Source organism: Frateuria sp., assembly GCF_035944355.1.
In the GTDB taxonomy this organism is placed as follows: Bacteria; Pseudomonadota; Gammaproteobacteria; order Xanthomonadales; family Rhodanobacteraceae; genus Frateuria_A.
In genome coordinates, this window is record NZ_DASZBH010000016.1 from 179,876 (window position 1) to 196,522 (window position 16,647).

Annotated in this window: 14 protein-coding genes; 6 read left to right on the forward strand and 8 right to left on the reverse strand. The window is 69.9% G+C overall.

The window, feature by feature from the left end:
• Nucleotides 1–15 precede the first annotated feature (15 nt).
• Nucleotides 16–924 carry an alpha/beta hydrolase gene (locus VGU03_RS13725; protein WP_414655965.1) on the forward strand — a complete coding sequence of 303 codons (909 nt, stop codon included), beginning with the start codon at nucleotides 16–18 and terminating at the stop codon, nucleotides 922–924.
• Between the two features lie 183 nt (nucleotides 925–1,107).
• On the opposite strand, the gene VGU03_RS13730 is transcribed toward VGU03_RS13725, so the two are convergent.
• The 8 genes from VGU03_RS13730 to VGU03_RS13765 form a co-directional block, all read right to left on the reverse strand.
• The gene (locus tag VGU03_RS13730; protein WP_327481438.1) at nucleotides 1,108–1,755 is read right to left on the reverse strand and encodes a DUF4142 domain-containing protein; all 648 of its coding nucleotides are present in this window, start codon (nucleotides 1,753–1,755) and stop codon (nucleotides 1,108–1,110) included.
• A 51-nt stretch (nucleotides 1,756–1,806) separates the two neighbouring features.
• Nucleotides 1,807–2,130, reverse strand: a complete 324-nt coding sequence (locus VGU03_RS13735; protein ID WP_327481440.1) for a KGG domain-containing protein — start codon at nucleotides 2,128–2,130, stop codon at nucleotides 1,807–1,809.
• A 309-nt stretch (nucleotides 2,131–2,439) separates the two neighbouring features.
• Nucleotides 2,440–3,156: a hypothetical protein gene (locus VGU03_RS13740; RefSeq protein ID WP_327481441.1), complete on the reverse strand. Its 717-nt coding sequence runs from the start codon at nucleotides 3,154–3,156 to the stop codon at nucleotides 2,440–2,442.
• A 1-nt stretch (nucleotide 3,157) separates the two neighbouring features.
• A complete protein-coding gene (locus VGU03_RS13745) occupies nucleotides 3,158–4,498 on the reverse strand; it encodes a sigma-54 dependent transcriptional regulator (RefSeq protein WP_327481443.1) in 1,341 nt (446 codons plus the stop codon).
• Nucleotides 4,499–4,757: 259 nt separating this feature from the next.
• The gene (locus tag VGU03_RS13750; protein WP_327481445.1) at nucleotides 4,758–5,729 is read right to left on the reverse strand and encodes a BON domain-containing protein; all 972 of its coding nucleotides are present in this window, start codon (nucleotides 5,727–5,729) and stop codon (nucleotides 4,758–4,760) included.
• A gap of 56 nt (nucleotides 5,730–5,785) precedes the next feature.
• Nucleotides 5,786–6,055, reverse strand: a complete 270-nt coding sequence (locus VGU03_RS13755) for a hypothetical protein (RefSeq protein WP_327481447.1) — start codon at nucleotides 6,053–6,055, stop codon at nucleotides 5,786–5,788.
• Nucleotides 6,056–6,153: 98 nt separating this feature from the next.
• Nucleotides 6,154–8,097: a PAS domain S-box protein gene (locus VGU03_RS13760; protein ID WP_327481449.1), complete on the reverse strand. Its 1,944-nt coding sequence runs from the start codon at nucleotides 8,095–8,097 to the stop codon at nucleotides 6,154–6,156.
• 143 nt (nucleotides 8,098–8,240) lie between these two features.
• A complete protein-coding gene (locus VGU03_RS13765) occupies nucleotides 8,241–8,666 on the reverse strand; it encodes a response regulator (protein WP_327481451.1) in 426 nt (141 codons plus the stop codon).
• 413 nt (nucleotides 8,667–9,079) lie between these two features.
• On the opposite strand from VGU03_RS13765, the gene VGU03_RS13770 reads away from it, so the two are divergent.
• The 5 genes from VGU03_RS13770 to VGU03_RS13790 all read left to right on the forward strand — a co-directional run bounded on the left by VGU03_RS13770 (nucleotide 9,080) and on the right by VGU03_RS13790 (nucleotide 16,627).
• Nucleotides 9,080–9,736: a gluconate 2-dehydrogenase subunit 3 family protein gene (locus tag VGU03_RS13770; protein ID WP_327481453.1), complete on the forward strand. Its 657-nt coding sequence runs from the start codon at nucleotides 9,080–9,082 to the stop codon at nucleotides 9,734–9,736.
• Nucleotides 9,736–11,496 carry a GMC family oxidoreductase gene (locus VGU03_RS13775; RefSeq protein WP_327481455.1) on the forward strand — a complete coding sequence of 587 codons (1,761 nt, stop codon included), beginning with the start codon at nucleotides 9,736–9,738 and terminating at the stop codon, nucleotides 11,494–11,496. Before VGU03_RS13770 ends, VGU03_RS13775 begins: the two co-directional genes overlap by 1 nt.
• A gap of 23 nt (nucleotides 11,497–11,519) precedes the next feature.
• On the forward strand, nucleotides 11,520–12,800 hold the full coding sequence (locus VGU03_RS13780; protein WP_327481457.1) for a cytochrome c: 1,281 nt from the start codon (nucleotides 11,520–11,522) through the stop codon (nucleotides 12,798–12,800).
• A 169-nt stretch (nucleotides 12,801–12,969) separates the two neighbouring features.
• On the forward strand, nucleotides 12,970–13,617 hold the full coding sequence (locus VGU03_RS13785) for a cytochrome c3 family protein (RefSeq protein WP_327481459.1): 648 nt from the start codon (nucleotides 12,970–12,972) through the stop codon (nucleotides 13,615–13,617).
• Nucleotides 13,618–13,687: 70 nt separating this feature from the next.
• Nucleotides 13,688–16,627 (forward strand): TAT-variant-translocated molybdopterin oxidoreductase, encoded by a 2,940-nt coding sequence (locus VGU03_RS13790; protein ID WP_327481461.1) that lies wholly within the window; start codon nucleotides 13,688–13,690, stop codon nucleotides 16,625–16,627.
• The last annotated feature ends 20 nt before the right edge of the window (nucleotides 16,628–16,647 follow it).

Genomic DNA, 16,647 nt, shown 5'->3' on the forward strand with positions numbered 1-16,647 from the left:
CCTGGGCGCGGAGGCATGCGTGTGGACGCACCATGGCACACAACCGAGGGCTTGCTCGGCCGGCTGACGCTGGCCGACGGGCGCTGGCTGTGCGTATACGACTGGCCGCGCGAGGATGCGCGCGCCGGCGTGCTGTTCGTGCACGGACTGGGCGAGCACGCGGGTCGCTACGGCCGACTGGCGGCCTGGTTCAACGCGAGTGGCTATACCGCGCGCAGCTACGACCAGCGCGGCCACGGTCGCTCGCCGGGACAGCGCGGCGGGCTCGCCCGGCCGCTGGAGCTGCTCGAAGACCTGGCCGAGGTCTACGCGCGCTTCGCCCGCGAGCTCGGGAAGCCGCCGCTGCTGCTCGGCCACAGCATGGGTGCGCTGGTGGCGCTGCACGCGGTCATCGACGGCCGGCTGGCGCCGCCTGCCCTGGTGCTTTCCTCGCCGGCGCTGCGTACCTGGGCGAGCGCCTGGGAACAGGCCCTGGCCCGGCAGTTGTCGCGCTGGCTGCCGAACCTGCCGCTGCGCAGCGGCCTGCCATTCGAGGCGCTGTCGCACGATGCCGCGGTGGTGGCGGCCTACCGGAACGATCCGCTGCGCTCGGGTTGGATCACGCCCCGGCTGGCGCGCTTCATCTTCGCGGGCGGCCGGCACTGCATCGCCCGAGCGCCGCAGCTGTCCGTGCCCACCCTGCTGCTGGTCGCCGGGGCCGATCGCCTGGTGGATGCGGGCGGTAGCCGCGCGTTCGCGGCGGCGGCGCCCGCCGGCCTGCTGACCACGCATCAGTTCGGCACGCTCTTCCATGAACTTTTCAACGAGGCGGAGCCGGCGCGCGGCGAGGTGCTGGCACTGCTCGCGCGCTGGCTTCAGGCGCACGGTCGGTCCGCCCTCCACCGACGAAGCCCTCCCTACGAGGGGGAGGGCTCACGTCTCTAGGGAACGCCCGGTCTGCCTTCGGCACTCTTCGGCTGGCACGGCGAATGGCCACAGCCGCAGGGACCCGAGGAGGGCTCGTTCACCGCCTGGCGGCAATGATCCGAGCAATAGGTGTCGCCGATGGGCACGCTGCAGCGGCAAGCCGGGTGGGCGCAACGCTGGCTGGCGGAGGCGTTCATGGCCTCAATGCGTACTGCTGCCGGAGGGCGGCATGCTCATCGAGCCGCTGCTGTCCATCGGCGTGGCGGAGCTGTGGCCCTTCGACCGACCGCTGCCGTGCATGCCTTCGCTGCCGGCGAGTTTCTCGGCCATCTCCATGTGCGTCTTGAGCACGGGCAAGGTGGCGCTGGCGAACTGCTTGACGTCGCTGTCGCTCGCCTTCTGGCTTTCCATGCCGAACATCTTGATCGCCTTGCGATGGTCCTTGACCATCGCCTTGGCGTAGGCCTGGTCGAAGGCCGTGCCGCTCATGGCCTTGAGCTTGTCAGCCTCCCGTTTTTGCATCGGCGTCGGCTCGGTGGGCAGGGTCACCTGCTGGCGCTGGGCGATGCTCATCAACTGATCGTTCGCCTTGGTATGGTCGTCGACGATGCGCTGGGCCAGTTCCTTCACCTGCGCGGAGGAGGACTTGTCCAGCGCGATGCGGCCCATCTGGACCTCGGCCAGGCCGTCGGCCGCCGCATGGCGCATGAACGCGCCGTCCTTGCTGGTGCCGCTCTTGCTCATGCTGCCGCTGCTGCCGGGAGTGCTGCTGCTCTGGGCGAACGCCGTGCAGGCCACGCCGGCCAGCAACAGTGCGCCGAGCATCATGCTGATGCGTCGGTTGGTCATCTCGATTTCCTCGTGGGTGGTTTGCGCGCCCCGGGCTTGCGCACGGCGCGGTCAGTCTTCTTCCCCGTTCTTGGAACCCTCGCGGCCGGCCTTGGCCTGCTGGGCGTTGCCACGGTTGCTTTCCTCGCCGCTGCGGCGGCCGTGGCTGGCTTCGCCACCTTTGCGGCCGATCGCGGCCATGTGCTCGCGGTTGGAGCTCACGGCTTCGCCGCCCTTCTGGCCGGCGCGGCGTGCTTCCTCGGACGTGAACTGGTGGGCATGGCCGCTGGCGTGCGCCGCGCGGCCGCCTTCGCTGGCGATCTCGCGCTGGCGTTCCTCGTCCATGCTGGCGAAGCCGCGTTTGCTGGTGCCGCTGCCTTGGTTCTTGCTGGACATGTCGGTGCTCTCTTCTTCTCTTCCGTTCGGGGGAACGTCGGGCAGGGGAACCCGACGGCGCACCGCGTTGCGCGGCTGCTGCCATGTGGTCGCAACATCCATGCCAGCCAGAAAGTGCGCCGAACGCCGCCGTAACGTGCGCAACGTCGCCGACAAGCCAGATGCTGCCGCGCCTGCTCGCAAGCGGTCGCGGCAAAACTACAAAGCCGCTTGGAAAAGTTGCCGTGGTGCGCAGCTAGGTGCGGTGACGGCGGCGTGCAGCGCGGCTAGACGTTTGGAGGGCGCATGCCGCGTCGAGCCCGCTCGCGGCTAGTTGAGCTCGCTGCGGCGGACCGGGTTAGGCTCGCCGAGCAGGCCGCGGGCTAGCTCGGCGCAATGCAGGCAGCCGTGGCCGATCTGGTTGAGCACGGTGAGCACGCGGGCGTGCTCCTTGCGCTCGAGCATCAGTGCGGCAAGATCGGTGCGCATCAGGATGACGTTGAGCGCGTTGTTGATCGCGTCGACCACCGAGACCGGGTTGGCGGATTGCTCGTGGGCGTCGGCCTCGCGCCGCTCGCGCTGCAGCAGCACGGCCAGCCAGGCGCCGACGTGGGCCAGCGCCGCACGTTCCTCGGCGTCGAGCATGCGCGGCCGGTACAGCGTCAGACCGAGCGCCGCCGCCGGCCGGCGCGCGCGCCGGCAAGGCAGGGCGATCGCGCGCAGGCGCGCGTTGCCGCCGCGCAGGCGCGCGTCGCTGCGTTCGACGCACAGCGAGGAGCGCAGCGACTGCGCGGCCAGGTGCGAAGCGAGCGCACGCGCCTCGCGCCGCGAGGGCGGCGGTGGCGGCAATGGCCAGCAGTAGCGGCCCTGTCCGCTGGGCCGGTGCGGCGCCACCAGCAGGCAGACCTCGGCGTGCCATTGCAGGCTCACCTGCTGCAGCAACCGGGTGATCGCCTGCTCCGCGGAGGAGGCGTCCAGCGCCTGCAGTGTGGTCGGCAGCGGCAGGGGGATGGGGGTGATGTAGGGGCTGGCCGGGCGTGCGTTCATTTCATTCGCGATCTTCGTGCTGGTAGCGCGACAGCTTGTTGTAGATGGTCTTGAGGCTGACCCCCAGCGCCTCGGCCGTCCGCGTCTTGTCGTTGTCGAAATGGGCAAGGGTGCGCAGCAGCATCTGTTTTTCCATTTCGTCGATGGTCATGCCGACGCGGAAAGGCATGCTGCCGTGGTCGTGCGCCTGGTGCAGCGGGTATTGCGGCGGCTGGGCGATGTGCATGTCCAGTTCATCGCCGGACATCACCCAGGCGCGTTGCACCGCGTGCTTGAGCTCGCGTGCGTTGCCGGGCCAGTCGTGCGCCAGCAACCGGCGCATGGCGTCCGGCGCGAAGCGGCGGCTGGTGCCGTAACGCTCGTTGAGGCGGTCCAGGAAGCGCTGCGCCAGCAGCGGGATGTCGCTGGGGTGCTCGCGCAGCGGCGGCATCGCCAGCGGGAAATCCATCAGCCGGTAGTACAGGTCGGCACGCAGCAGGCCGTCGCGCACCGCCTGCAGCGGGTCGCGGTTGGTCGCGGCGATCACGCGCACGTCCACCGGCTTGCTGGCGCTGGCGCCCACGCGGGTCACATCGCGCTCCTCCAGCACGCGCAGCAGGTGGGTCTGCAGCTGCAACGGCATTTCGGTGCATTCGTCCAGAAACAGCGTGCCCCCTTGCGCCTGCTCGAAGAAGCCGGCATGGTCCTTGATCGCGCCGGTGAAGCTGCCGCGCTCGTGGCCGAACAGCTGGCTGGTCAGCAGGTCCGGCGCGATCGCGCCGCAATTGACCGCGACGAAACGGCCGCTGCGCTCGCTGTACTGGTGCAGCGCGCGCGCGGCCAGTTCCTTGCCGGTGCCGCTCTCGCCGTGGATCAACACGGTGACGTCCAGCGGCGCGACGCGGCGGATCTTCTCGAACAATCGCTGCATCAACGCGCTGGCGCCGATCAGCTCGCCGCAGCGCTCGCTCGCCAGCGCGGTGGCGGCGCGCAGCTTGGCCGCGGCCACCGCCTGGTCGAGCAGGCGATTGAGCTGATCGCCTTCGACCGGCTTGATGAGGTAGTCCAGCACCGGCAACTGCAAGGCCTGTACGGCGGTCTCCACCGAGGGATGGCCGGTGATCACGACCACCTGGCCGGTCTGTTGCGGGTCGAGCTTGTCGATCAACTCCAGGCCATTGCCGTCGGGCAGCGAAAGATCGACCAGCATCAGGTCGAAGTGCGCCTCGGTAGTAAGCCTCAATGCATGCGCCAGGCTGGCTGCGCCGGTGACGGAGCAGTCTTTCGGTTCGGCGAAGGCGGTTACCACGTCTAGGAATTGGGGATCGTCGTCAACGAGCAGGATGGAAGCGGTCGTCGGCACAATTTCACCGGAAGGGGTCGCAAGACCCGGAGGCTGTCGCGTTGAAAGGAGCAGGCCGCCCGAGGCGTACCCATGCATCCACGGCGACAGCCGCGGCTGCGCAGCGCTTGGCAGGTCGGCGTGGACGACGCTGACGATGCCGCAAGCGAAGTGCAAGCTGCGTCGAAGAGTTGTTCTAGGCAGTGGCGCGTGCGTCGTGCACGCGCCACACGTGTGGGCGTCCGGTACGCCGCATGCCTCGCAGGTGGCGCGCGCTGCCTCAGTGCCTGCTGCGTCCACCGATGTCGCTGCCTTGCGTGGAGCCGCCGCCGGCGGCGCTGGTGCTGCCGGCCGCTGGCGAGCCGCCCGCACTCGCCGTGTCCGAGCGCGCGGCGTCGCTCCGGCTCACACGCAGATGGTTCTGGATGTCCTTGACGTTGCCCAGGTCGTCGACGATGTCCTCGGCCTGGTGCTTCATCCGACGCGTGGGGACGCTGCCTTCGAGCGTGACCGTTCCCTGGCTCACCTTCACTTCGATGTCGCTGGCATCCAGATCGGCCTCGGTGAGGCGCTCGCACGCCAGTTCGCGCAGGCGTTCGTCGCTGCGTTCGTAGCCGCGCGGGCGGGTGCCGCGGAATGCGCCGCGCTGGTCGCCTTCGTCGAACCAGTAGCGCTTGCCTTGCTGGCGGAAGCCGGCGCCGCCATAGGTGTCGGTGTGGGCGTACTGGCCGCCGCCGGCGTCGCGGCCGCCAGCGCGGGAGGCCGTACCGTAGCGCGGGCCCTCGTAGTCGTGTTCCTGCGTCCAGCTGGCGTGGGCGTAGTCGCCGCTCGCGTCGTCCTGGGAGCTGCCCTGGCCATAGGAACGCTCCGCGCCATAGCCACTGTTGTCCTGTCCATGGGGGTCAGGGCGGTAGTCGCGCCGGGGCTGCCACTGGTGGCGGCCACCCTGGTTCTGGCGCTGGCCGTCGGCGCGTTCACTGTCGGTGTCCTGGCCGTAGCGCGCGTCGCCGCGGTGGCCGCTCCACAACTCGTCCTCGCGGTAGCCGCCGCCGTAGCGCGCGGGCTGCTCGCTCCAGCGCGGGCTGCGCGTGTCGTTCCGTTCGTGCTGTGGGTGGGCGGCTCGCCATGGGCGCTCGGCGGCCGTTTCATTGTCGTCGCCGAAAGTGCGCACCTGGCGCCGGGCCTCGTAGGGGTCACGCCGTTCATCGTGGATGCGCGGGCCGCGTCGCGGGTCGTCGTCATGTCGGCTCATGGGAGCTCCTTAAGGGATGGGCGCGAAAAATTTGCAGCCGCATGCCAACTTTTGCCTCAGTTGAACCAGCAGAAAGCGGGCGCGGCCGGATCGTCGATACGCGGCATCGGCATACCCGGATCATGTGGGTCGATCGCCGGCTGGTCGGGCTCGCGCGGCTTGGGTGCGCGCACCGGATCGCCCGGATCATAGGGTTGCGGCGGCGTGGGGTCCGGCGGCAGCGACTCGGGATCGCCGACCGGCTTGGACGGGGTCATGCCGCCGATGGGGCCGATGCGAGGCATGCGGATCGCGACGGGCGGCGGGCAGGGCAGGAACATCTGCATGGGGAGTCCTCGCGGAGGAGTATTCCCGGTCATACAAGCCACGTGCCAACGCCGCGCAGCACGCCAAACGGTTCAGGCGGCCCGGGCCGGCCGGCGGTTCAGGGATTCTGCGCGCGCTTGAGCGGGCTGGGCAGCAGCGTGCGGATGCGCTGCACCAGCGTGTCGAACTCGAACGGCTTGGTCAGCAGGTCGGTGTCGGCATCGAGCGTCCAGTCTTCCGGCATCGTCTCGGCATAACCGGTGACGAACAGCACCTTGAGGCCGGGCCGGCGGTGGCGTCCGACCTCGGCCATCTGCAGACCGTTGAGCCCGGGCAGGCCGATGTCGGAAACCATCAGGTCGATCCGCTCGTCCGACTCGATCGCCGCCAGTCCGCCGTGGCCGTCGCGCGCTTCCAGCACCCGGTAATGCAGTTCGCGCAGCTTGCCGGCGACCAGCTCGCGCACCACGTCCTCGTCTTCCACCAGCAGGATGGTTTCGCCGGCGGCCGGCTCCCAGCGCGCGCCCGGTTCGCGCGCGTCGTTCGAACGCACGTTGCGCCGCTCGCCGCTCGGCAGGTAGATCGATACAGTGGTGCCGTGGCCCGGTTCGCTCTCCAGCTCGATCGCGCCGCGCGACTGCGTGACGAAGCCATGGATCATCGACAGTCCCAGGCCGGTGCCGCGGCCCTTGGGTTTGGTGGTGAAGAACGGGTCGAACGCCCGCGCGCGCACTTCGGGCGTCATGCCCATGCCGGTGTCGGATACCTGCAGCAGCAAGGTCGGCGCATCGCTGAGGCTGTGCGGACGCCGCAACGGTCCTTCGCCGGGCGGCGCCGAGCCGGTGCGGATGGTCAGGCGGCCGCCGTCGGGCATCGCGTCGCGCGCGTTGATGGCCAGGTTGAGCAACGCGCTTTCCAGCAGGTTCGGATCGCACAGCACCGGCACCAGCGCGGGCGCCAGGTCGAGTTTCAGCTCCACCCGTTCGCCCAGCGTGGCCGGCAGCAGCTCGGCGATCTGCGTGACCAGGTCGTTGAGGCTCACGCTCTTGGGCGCCAACGGCTGCCGCCGCGCGAAGGCGAGCAGGCGATGCGTCAGCGTGGCGGCGCGCTTGGCCGAGTCGATGGCGTTGCCCAGGAACCGGTCCACGTCCTGGCGTCCGCTGGCCAGGCGCATCTGCACCACCTCGAGCGAGCCGATGATGCCCTGCAGGAGATTGTTGAAGTCGTGCGCGATGCCGCCGGTGAGCTGGCCCAGCGCCTCGATCTTCTGCGACTGGAACAGCTGCGCGCGGGTCTCCTCCAGGTGGCGCTCGGCCTCCATCCGCTCGGTGATGTCGCGGGTGATCTTGGCGAAGCCCAGCAGCTGGCCGTCGCTGTCGCGGATGGCGTCGATGGCGATCTCGGCCATGAAGCGCGAGCCGTCCTTGCGCACCTGCCAGTCGACCAGGTCGTAGCGGCCGCTTTCGGCGGCCACCGTCATGGCCGTCTGCGCCACCTGCGGGTTGACGAAGAAGCGCGCCAGCGGGCGGCCGATGATCTCGGCGGCGGCATAGCCCTTGATGCGTTCGGCGCCGGCGTTCCAGTCGGTGACGATGCCATTGGGGTCGAGCATGCAGATCGCGCAATCGGTGACGCCGTCGACGAACAGGCGGAAGCGCCTCTCCACTTCGCGCAGCCGCTGCTCGGTATGGCGCCGCTCGGTGATGTCGCGGGTGACCATCGCGAAGCCGAGCAGGTGGCCGTGCTCGTCGCGCACCGCGTCGCAGACCATGTGCGCCCAGAAGCGGCTGCCGTCGCGGCGCAGACGCTCGGCCTCTTCCTGGAAGCGGCCGTGCGCCGCGGCCATGTGCAGGATCAACTCGGGACGGCCGCCGGCGCGCTCCTGTTCGGTGTGCAGCAGGGCGAACGGGCGGCCGACGATATCGGCCGGGCGGTAGCCGTGGATCTGCTCGGCGCCCGCGTTCCAGCTGCGGACGCGGCCCTGCGGATCGACCATGAAGATGGCGTAGTCCAGGATGGACTGGACCAGCAACTGGTAAGGATGGGTACCACTCGTTTCCATGCCACCATCCTTGCACAGCAGGTACCGCGCGATGGCCGTCCATGACGATGTCATCGGTGTCTCGTCCCCGCACGGGGGAATTGCAGTCGCCGCCGGAGGACCGCCTGCCGCGCGGCCGACCTCAACCAGACCTGCTTCAATGCCTAGTGCGATGCTCCAGGATACGTCGGCGCGCCCCTGTCGGCGACGGCGCAGGCGCGGGCGTTCTTCGCACGGGCATCGGCAATGGCGGCCAGCAGCGCCTTGCGGTCGTAGGGCTTGGGCAGGAAGGTGGCGGTGGGGCCCAAGCGGTCGCTGGACGCTTCCGGGTCGCCCGAGATCACCACCACGGCGGCGTTCGAGCCGCGCCGGCGCAGTTCCTCGGTCATGCTGATGCCGTCCTGGCCGCCACCGATGTTGACGTCGGTGACGATCACATCGATTTGCGGCTGCTCGTCCATCAACCGGATGCCGCTCTTGGCGTCGCGCGCGGACAACACCTGGTAGCCGGCGGCATCGAGCAGCAGCGCCATGACTTCGCGCGTGTCCGAGTCGTCTTCCACCAGCAACACAAGGTTGTCCTTCGCCATTGACCCCTCCACACGCTCGTGCGCCAGAACCGTGAATCCTGACCACACACAAGTGATGGAAGCGTGCAGGCGAAAGCCTTGCTGCGTCAAGCATTAAGCATGCGATCTTCCGGTTTCGGTTCACAAATGTGGTGCCCTGCGCGCCATACGCGAAAGCATCGGCAGCGTGCATCGCAAGAAACCGGCAAAAGGCGCTGGCGGGGACGCGGTCCCTACCGCAAAGAGCGCAATCGGCTGCGCGGAACGCAAGATTTTTCGACCCGCTAACACCCTCCTTTCACCGGGATGACGCCCTCCCTTCACCGTGACCTGCCTAGGCTCCTATGTCCAAAGCAAGGGAGGAGGCAGACGTGGGGCACGATCCGGCACGCCGGGAATTCCTGAGGCTCTTGGGCGTGGCGGTTCCCGCAGGCATGACGCTCTGCGCGTGCGGCGGCCCCGGCGGAAGCGGCGTGCACGGCGCCTCGCCCAACGCCTACCTGGCTACGGAGGAAATGGATTTCATACGTGCTGCCGTGGCCCGGCTGATTCCCGCCGATGCGCTAGGTCCCGGCGCCGACCAGGCCGGCGTACCCACCTTCATCGATCTGCAACTGGCCGGCCCCTACGGCCGCGCCGAGCGCTGGTACATGCAGGGCCCCTGGCCCAGCGGCGTGGACAGCCAGGGCTACCAGCTGCGCTACACCCCCGCGCAGGTCTACCGCCAGGCCATCGCCGGCATCGACGCGCATTGCCGCAAGCAGTACCAGCAGCCTTTCGCCAAGCTCGGCGCCGGGCAGCAGGACGCCGTGCTGCACGCGCTGGAGGACGGCAAGGTGGACCTGGGCGACGTGCCGTCGAAGACCTTCTTCAACCTGCTGTGGCAAAACACCCAGGAAGGCTACCTGGCCGACCCGGCCTACGGCGGCAACCGCGATTTCGCCGGATGGAAGCTGATCGGCTTCCCTGGGCCGCGCTACAACTACGTGCGCGAGATCGGCGAATACGGCAAGCCCTACGGACAACCGTACGTCAGCCTGATCGGCCGCACGCCGAGCGAGGCGCTGGCCCACGCCAACGGGGCCGCTTGATGGCGCGGCGCATGCCGCCGGTGGACGTAGTGCTGGTTGGCTTCGGCTGGACCGCCTCGATCATCGCGCAGGAGCTGACCGACGCCGGCGTGCAGGTGCTGGCGCTGGAGCGCGGCGCCTGGCGCGACACGGTGCCGGACTTCGCCACCGACCACATCCAGGACGAGCTGCGCTACGCGGTGCGCAAGCAGATCTTCGAGGCGCCCGAGCGCGAGTCGCTGACCTTCCGCAACAACGCCAGCCAGACCGCGCTGCCGATGCGCCACCTAGGTTCGTTCCTGCCCGCGGCCGGCGTGGGCGGCGCGGGCGTGCACTGGAACGGGCAGTGCTGGCGCTTCCTGCCGCAGGACTTCGTGATCCGCTCGCACACCGAGCAACGCTACGGCAAGGGCTTCATCCCGGCCGACATGAACCTGCAGGACTGGGGCGTCAGTTACGAGGAGCTGGAGCCCTACTACGACCGCTTCGAATACCTGTGCGGCGTCTCCGGCCAGGCCGGCAACCTCAAGGGACAGCTCGTGGCCGGCGGCAACCCCTTCGAGGGGCCGCGCGCGCGCGGTTATCCGCTGCCGCCGCTGGAGCGCAGCGCCTCCACCGTGCTGTTCGACAAGGCCGCGCGCGAGGCGGGCTTCAAGCCGTTTCCCTGCCCGGCCGCCAATGCCTCGCGTCCGTACCGCAACCCGCTCGGGGTGCAGCTGGGCCAGTGCACCTATTGCGGCTACTGCGAGTGGTTCGGCTGCGGCAACTATTCCAAGGCCAGCCCGCAGACGACCATCCTGCCGGTGCTGCTGAAGAAGGACAATTTCCACTTCCGCACCCACTGCAACGTCACCCGCGTCAACACCGACGGCAGCGGCAAGCGCGCCACCGGCGTCACCTACGTCGACGTCGACGGCAACGAGATCGAGCAGCCGGCACAGATGGTGGTGCTGTGCGCGTTCGCCCAGCACAACGTGCACCTGCTGCTGCTCTCCAAGATCGGCCAGCCCTACGACCCGGTGGCCAACACCGGCGTGGTCGGGCGCAACTACGCCTACCAGATCACCTCGTCGGTGGACGTGTTCCAGAAGGATCGCCTCAACCCCTTCATGGGCGCCGGCGCGCTGGGCCAGGCGATCGACGAGTTCAACGGCGACAACTTCGACCACGGTCCGCATGGCTTCATCGGCGGGGGCTACGTTGCGCTGTGGAATACCGGCGGGCGGCCGATCCTGCAGCACTACCTGCCCGAGCATGCGGCCAAGTGGGGCGCCGGCTGGAAGCAGGCGATGCACGAGAACTACCTCACCGCCTGCTCGATCGCCACCCACGGCAGCGTGATGAGCTACCGCGGCAGCTACCTGGACCTGGACCCGACCTGGCGCGACGCCTACGGCAACCCGCTGTTGCGGCTGACCTTCGATTTCCAGCCCAACGAACACAAGATGTCGGATTTCCTCACCGACCAGGCCGCCACGATCGGCCGCGCGATCCCGGGCGCCAGCGTGCACGTGAAGAAGCGCCAGGGTCCCTACTCGATCGTGCCCTACCAGACCACCCACAACACCGGCGGCGCGGTGATGGGCACCGACCCCAGGACCAGCGTCGTCAACCGCTTCCTGCAGAGCTGGGACGTGCCCAACCTGTGGGTGATGGGCTCCTCCGTGTTCCCGCAGAACGCCGGCTACAACCCCACCGGCACCGTCGGCGCGCTGACCTACTGGTCGGCCGAGGCGATGAAGCGGTATCTCAAGAGCCCCGGCCCGCTGGTGGCGACATGAATGCGCGTGCGCGAGGGGCAGCCTTGCGAAAGGCCGCGTCGACGGCGGGCGTGCTGCTGGTCGCCGCCCTCTGCACCGCCTGCTCCCACGACCGCGACCTGACCACCCCCTCGGTCGTCCAGCTCGGCGAGCGCATGAGCCCGGGCCCGTACGGCGACATCGCCCGCGGTCGCTACCTGGTGCGCATCGGCGACTGCGAGGCCTGCCATACCGCGCCCGGCGGCACGCCCTACGCCGGCGACCGCGCGATCCCCACGCCTTTCGGCACGATCTATTCCAGCAACATCACGCCGGATGCGGAAACCGGCATCGGCCGCTGGAACGACGCGGACTTCTACCGCGCCATGCACGAGGGCGTCGACCGCGAGGGCAACCACCTGTACCCGGCCTTCCCTTATCCCTGGTACACGCGCCTGAGCCGCGACGACGTGCGGGCGATCAAGGCCTATCTGGACACGCTCGCGCCGGTACGCCAGGCCAGGCGGCGCAACGAGCTGCCCTGGCCGCTGGACCGGCGCGGCGTCATGGCGGTGTGGAACGGTCTGTACTTCCAGGACGGCACCTACCGCAGCGACCCGAAGCGCTCGGCGCAGTGGAACCGCGGTGCCTACCTGGTCCAGGGCGCCGGCCACTGCGGCGCCTGCCACAGCAAGAGGAACTTCGCCGGCGCCACCGACATGGATGATCCGTTCTCCGGCGGCTTCGCCGAAAACGCCTTCGCGCCGAGCCTGGCCGGCGGCGTGCGCGACGGGCTGGGCAGCTGGAGCGAACAGGACATCGTGCAGTACCTGGGCACCGGCCGGAACGATCGCACCGCCGCCGCCGGGCCCATGGCCGAGGTGGTCGAGCAGTCCACGCAGTACATGAGCGAAGCCGACCGTCGGGCGATCGCCGTCTACCTCAAGAGTCTGCCGACGCCGAAGGAAGCATCGGTGGGCAGCGTCGACCGTGGCACGCTCGACCGCGGCGCCGCGCTGTACGTCGACAACTGCGCCGGCTGCCACCTCGCCGAAGGGCAGGGCGAGCTGGGCGCCTTTCCGCCGCTGCGCCAGAGCAGCGCGGTGCAGGCCCGGAGCGCCGACACGCTGATCGGCGTGATTCTCCAGGGCGCACGCGTTCCTGCCACGCTGGGCGGCGATCCCACCGGCCTGGCCATGCAGGGTTTCGCCGATCGCCTCGACGACGCACAGATCGCCGACCTCACCACGTATATCCGCAACGCCTGGGGCAACCAGGCGAAGGCGGTCGATGCGGACCGTGTGGAAGACCTGCGCGAGACATTGCGCAAGTCGCCGGGTGGCTGAAGTACTGCTCCCGCTCCTCCTCCCCATCCTTGACAAGAGCAGGGGGAGAGGGAGCAAGCGTGGCGCTCCGCGCCGCCGTGATTTTGATGACAGCGGGGGCATGGGCTTCACACGCCGCCTGTGAAGCTGACCGACGAACGCTCGCTTGAAAGGACCACGACGAGAGGCGATGAGCCAGATCTTCCATCCGCGCTTCGGCTTGTTCGTCAAGCTCGCCCTGCTGGCGCTGCTGGTCCTGGCCAGCGCCGCCGTGCTGGCCTGGCGCGGACTGACCAACGAGCCGCACCGCGTCGGCGAAGCCGTGGAGCAGCCGGTGCCCTTCAGCCACAAGCACCACGTGGGCGACGACGGCATCGACTGCCGCTACTGTCACGCCACGGTGGAAACGGACGCCTTTGCCGGCATCCCGCCGATCTCCACCTGCATGACCTGCCACTCGCAGCTCTACACCGACGAGGCGATGCTCGCCCCGGTGGTGCAGAGCTGGCAGCGCGGCGCGGCGCTGCACTGGCAGCGCGTGCACCAGCTGCCCGACTTCGTCTACTTCAACCACTCGATCCACGTGGCCAAGGGCGTGGGCTGCGAGAGCTGCCACGGCCGCGTCGACCGCATGGCGCTGACCATGCGCACGCAGCCCCTGTCGATGAAGTGGTGCCTTGGCTGCCACCGCGCGCCGCAGAAGTACCTGCGCCCGCGCGAGCAGGAATTCGCCATGGGCTGGAAGCCACCGGACCAGGAAAAGCTGGGCCTGGCCCTGGTAAAGCGCTACCACGTCGACACGCGCCGGCTGACGGATTGCTCGGTATGCCACCGCTGACCGGGCGCATGCCAGGCCTCCGCGCCCGTTCCGCCGGCAGCGTCGGCGGCAGGCGCGGTCGGGAGACCGGATGAGCCGTCCATCCGCCCTCGACGCGCTGCGCTCGCGGCTGGGCGATGCCCGCGGCCCGCGCTACTGGCGTGCGCTGGAGGAGCTCATCGAACAGCCGGACTGGCGCGATCGCCTGCAGGAAGCGTTTCCGCAGCTGTCGCAGCTGGAACCGAAGCTCGACCGCCGCGGTTTCCTCAGGTTGCTCGGCGCCTCGCTCGCGCTGGCGGGCCTGGGCGCCTGCAGCCGTCCGCCGCAGGAGCAGCTGGTGCCGTGGGTACGCCGCCCCGACGAACTGCCGCCTTCGCTGCCGCGCTTCTACGCCAGCACGCTCGCCTGCGCCGGCGACGTCGCCGGCGTGCTGGTGGAGACGCACCAGGGACGCCCGACCAAGATCGAAGGCAATCCGGCCCACCCGACGAGCCTGGGCGCCACCTCGCCGGCGATGCAGGCCGCCGTGCTCGAGCTATGGGATCCGGACCGCTCGCAGGCACCGCTGCACGAGGGCGTGGCGGCGAGCTGGGACGAGTTCCGCGCGCAGGTGGAGACGCTGGCCGCGCGCCACGCACGCGACGGCCGCGGCCTGCACGTGCTGAGCGGGCGCATCGACTCGCCCACGCTGGCGGCGCAGCGCGCGGCGTGGCTGGCTCGCTTCCCCGGCTCGCGCTGGCACCAGTACGAGGCGGTCGACGAGGACAACGCGCTGGCCGGCGCGCGGCTCGCCTTCGGCACGCCGCTGCGCGCGCGCTACCGCTTCGACCAGGCGAAGGTGGTGCTGGCATGGGAGGCGGACTTCCTCGGCAGCCTGCCCGGCGCGTTGCGCCACGCCCGCGACTTCATCGGCGGCCGCGTGCCCGAGCATGCGGGCTTCAACCGCCTCTACGTGGTCGAAGCCAGTCCGAGCCTCACCGGCGCCAAGGCCGACCACCGTTGGCCGCTCGCAAGCGCGCAGGTGGGCGCCTTCGCGCTGGAGCTGGGTGAACTGCTCGGGCTGTCGGGCGTGCACGCGGCCCAGTCCAGCGGCATCGCCGCGCGCCGCCTGCGCGCATTGGCGCAGGATCTGCAGGCGCAGCGCGGCAGTGGGCTGGTGCTCGCCGGCCGCACGCAACCGGCCTGGGTGCATGCGCTGGCGCACCTGATGAACGAGGCGCTCGGCAACGTCGGGCGTACGGTCGAGTACTACGCGCCGCCCGAGCCGTGGGAGAGCGCCGGCGAAGGCTTGCGCGACCTGACCGCGGCGATGGCCGCCGGGCGCGTGGACACCTTGCTGGTGCTCGACGCCAACCCGGCCTACGCCACGCCGGTCGACGCGCGCTTCGCCGAGCTGCTCGCCAAGGTGCCCCAGCGCATCCACCTGGGCCTTTACCGCGACGAGACCGCGCGCGCCTGCCAGTGGCACCTGCCGCGCTCGCACGCGCTGGAAAGCTGGTCCGACCTGCGCGCCGCCGACGGCAGCGCCAGCCTCGTGCAGCCGGTGATCGCACCGCTGTACGACAGCCGCAGCGTGCACGAGCTGCTGGCGATGTTCCTGGGCGACACGCGGGGCGAACGCGAGCGCGTGCAGGCGACCTGGCGCGGCCAGGCCGGCGCCGACCCGGACGGCTTCTGGACCGCGAGCCTGCAGGCAGGCGTCATCGCGCGCAGCGCGCCGCCCGCGCAGTCGGTCACGGTGGACGCGGCTTTCCTGGCGCAGCGGCGGGCGGCGGCCGAACCGGGCGGCCTCGAACTGCTGTTCGCGCCCGACCCCACCGTGTGGGACGGACGCTACGCCAACAACGGCTGGCTGCAGGAGCTCCCCAAGCCGCTGACCACGCTGACCTGGAGCAACGTGGCGCTGGTGAGCCCAGAGCTCGCGCTTGCGCACGGACTAAAGAACGGCGACGCGCTGGAGCTGCGCATCGAGGGACGCCATACCCAGGCGCCGGTCTGGGTGATGCCCGGGCAGGCCGCGCGCAGCGTCACCGTGTGTTTGGGCTACGGCCGCCGCGCCGCCGGCCGGGTGGGCGAACGGCTGGGCTTCGACGCCTATGCGCTGCGCGGCCTCGCCGCACCCTGGCGCGACGGCGGCCTGCAGGTCAACCGCACCGGCGCGCGCTACGCGCTGGCCACGACGCAGCGCCACCACGCCATGGAAGGCCGCGCGCCCGTCCGCGCGGGCACGCTGGAAGACTTCCGCGCCCACCCGGCCTTCGCGCAGGATCCGCCCGCCCCGCCCAGCCTCTATCCCGACCGCCCGCGCGGCGAATACGCCTGGGGCATGAGCGTGGACTTGAACGCCTGCATCGGCTGCGGCGCCTGCACGCTCGCCTGTCAGGCGGAGAACAACATCCCCGTGGTCGGCGCCGAGGAAGTCGGGCGCGGCCGCGAGATGCACTGGATCCGCGTCGACCGCTACTACGAGGGCGAGGCGGCCGCGCCGCGCATCCACCATCAGCCGGTGCCGTGCATGCACTGCGAGCACGCGCCTTGCGAGATGGTCTGCCCGGTCGGCGCCACCGTGCACGATACCGAGGGGCTCAACGTGCAGGTCTACAACCGCTGCGTGGGCACGCGCTTCTGCTCCAACAACTGTCCGTACAAGGTGCGCCGCTTCAACTTCCTGCAGTACAGCGACCTCGCCACCGAGAGCCTCAAGGCCCAGCGCAACCCGGACGTCTCCGTGCGCAACCGCGGCGTCATGGAGAAATGCACCTATTGCATCCAGCGCATCGAGACCGCGCACGTGGCCGCGGACCGCGAAGACCGGCGCATCGCCGACGGCGAGGTGCTGACCGCCTGCCAGGCGGTGTGCCCCACGCAGGCGATCGTGTTCGGCGACCAGCAGGATCCGGCCACCGCGGTCAGCCGGCAGAAGGCCTCGTCGCGGAACTACGCCCTGCTGGAGGAGCTCAACACGCGTCCGCACACGACCTACCTGGCAAGCCTGCGCAACCCGCACCCGGCGCTGGGGGACGACGCATGAGCCTCTTTCGCGTACCGCAC

Excerpts from the sequence above, each read along its gene's own strand:
- VGU03_RS13740 (WP_327481441.1), bottom strand. The coding sequence starts at position 3,156 with ATGAACGCACGCCCGGCCAGCCCCTACATCACCCCCATCCCCCTGCCG.
- VGU03_RS13765 (WP_327481451.1), bottom strand. The coding sequence starts at position 8,666 with ATGGCGAAGGACAACCTTGTGTTGCTGGTGGAAGACGACTCGGACACG.
- VGU03_RS13790 (WP_327481461.1), top strand. The coding sequence starts at position 13,688 with ATGAGCCGTCCATCCGCCCTCGACGCGCTGCGCTCGCGGCTGGGCGAT.
- VGU03_RS13750 (WP_327481445.1), bottom strand. The coding sequence starts at position 5,729 with ATGAGCCGACATGACGACGACCCGCGACGCGGCCCGCGCATCCACGAT.
- VGU03_RS13735 (WP_327481440.1), bottom strand. The coding sequence starts at position 2,130 with ATGTCCAGCAAGAACCAAGGCAGCGGCACCAGCAAACGCGGCTTCGCC.
- VGU03_RS13760 (WP_327481449.1), bottom strand. The coding sequence starts at position 8,097 with ATGGAAACGAGTGGTACCCATCCTTACCAGTTGCTGGTCCAGTCCATC.
- VGU03_RS13725 (WP_414655965.1), top strand. The coding sequence starts at position 16 with ATGCGTGTGGACGCACCATGGCACACAACCGAGGGCTTGCTCGGCCGG.
- VGU03_RS13770 (WP_327481453.1), top strand. The coding sequence starts at position 9,080 with ATGACGCTCTGCGCGTGCGGCGGCCCCGGCGGAAGCGGCGTGCACGGC.
- VGU03_RS13755 (WP_327481447.1), bottom strand. The coding sequence starts at position 6,055 with ATGCAGATGTTCCTGCCCTGCCCGCCGCCCGTCGCGATCCGCATGCCT.
- VGU03_RS13785 (WP_327481459.1), top strand. The coding sequence starts at position 12,970 with ATGAGCCAGATCTTCCATCCGCGCTTCGGCTTGTTCGTCAAGCTCGCC.
- VGU03_RS13730 (WP_327481438.1), bottom strand. The coding sequence starts at position 1,755 with ATGACCAACCGACGCATCAGCATGATGCTCGGCGCACTGTTGCTGGCC.
- VGU03_RS13775 (WP_327481455.1), top strand. The coding sequence starts at position 9,736 with ATGGCGCGGCGCATGCCGCCGGTGGACGTAGTGCTGGTTGGCTTCGGC.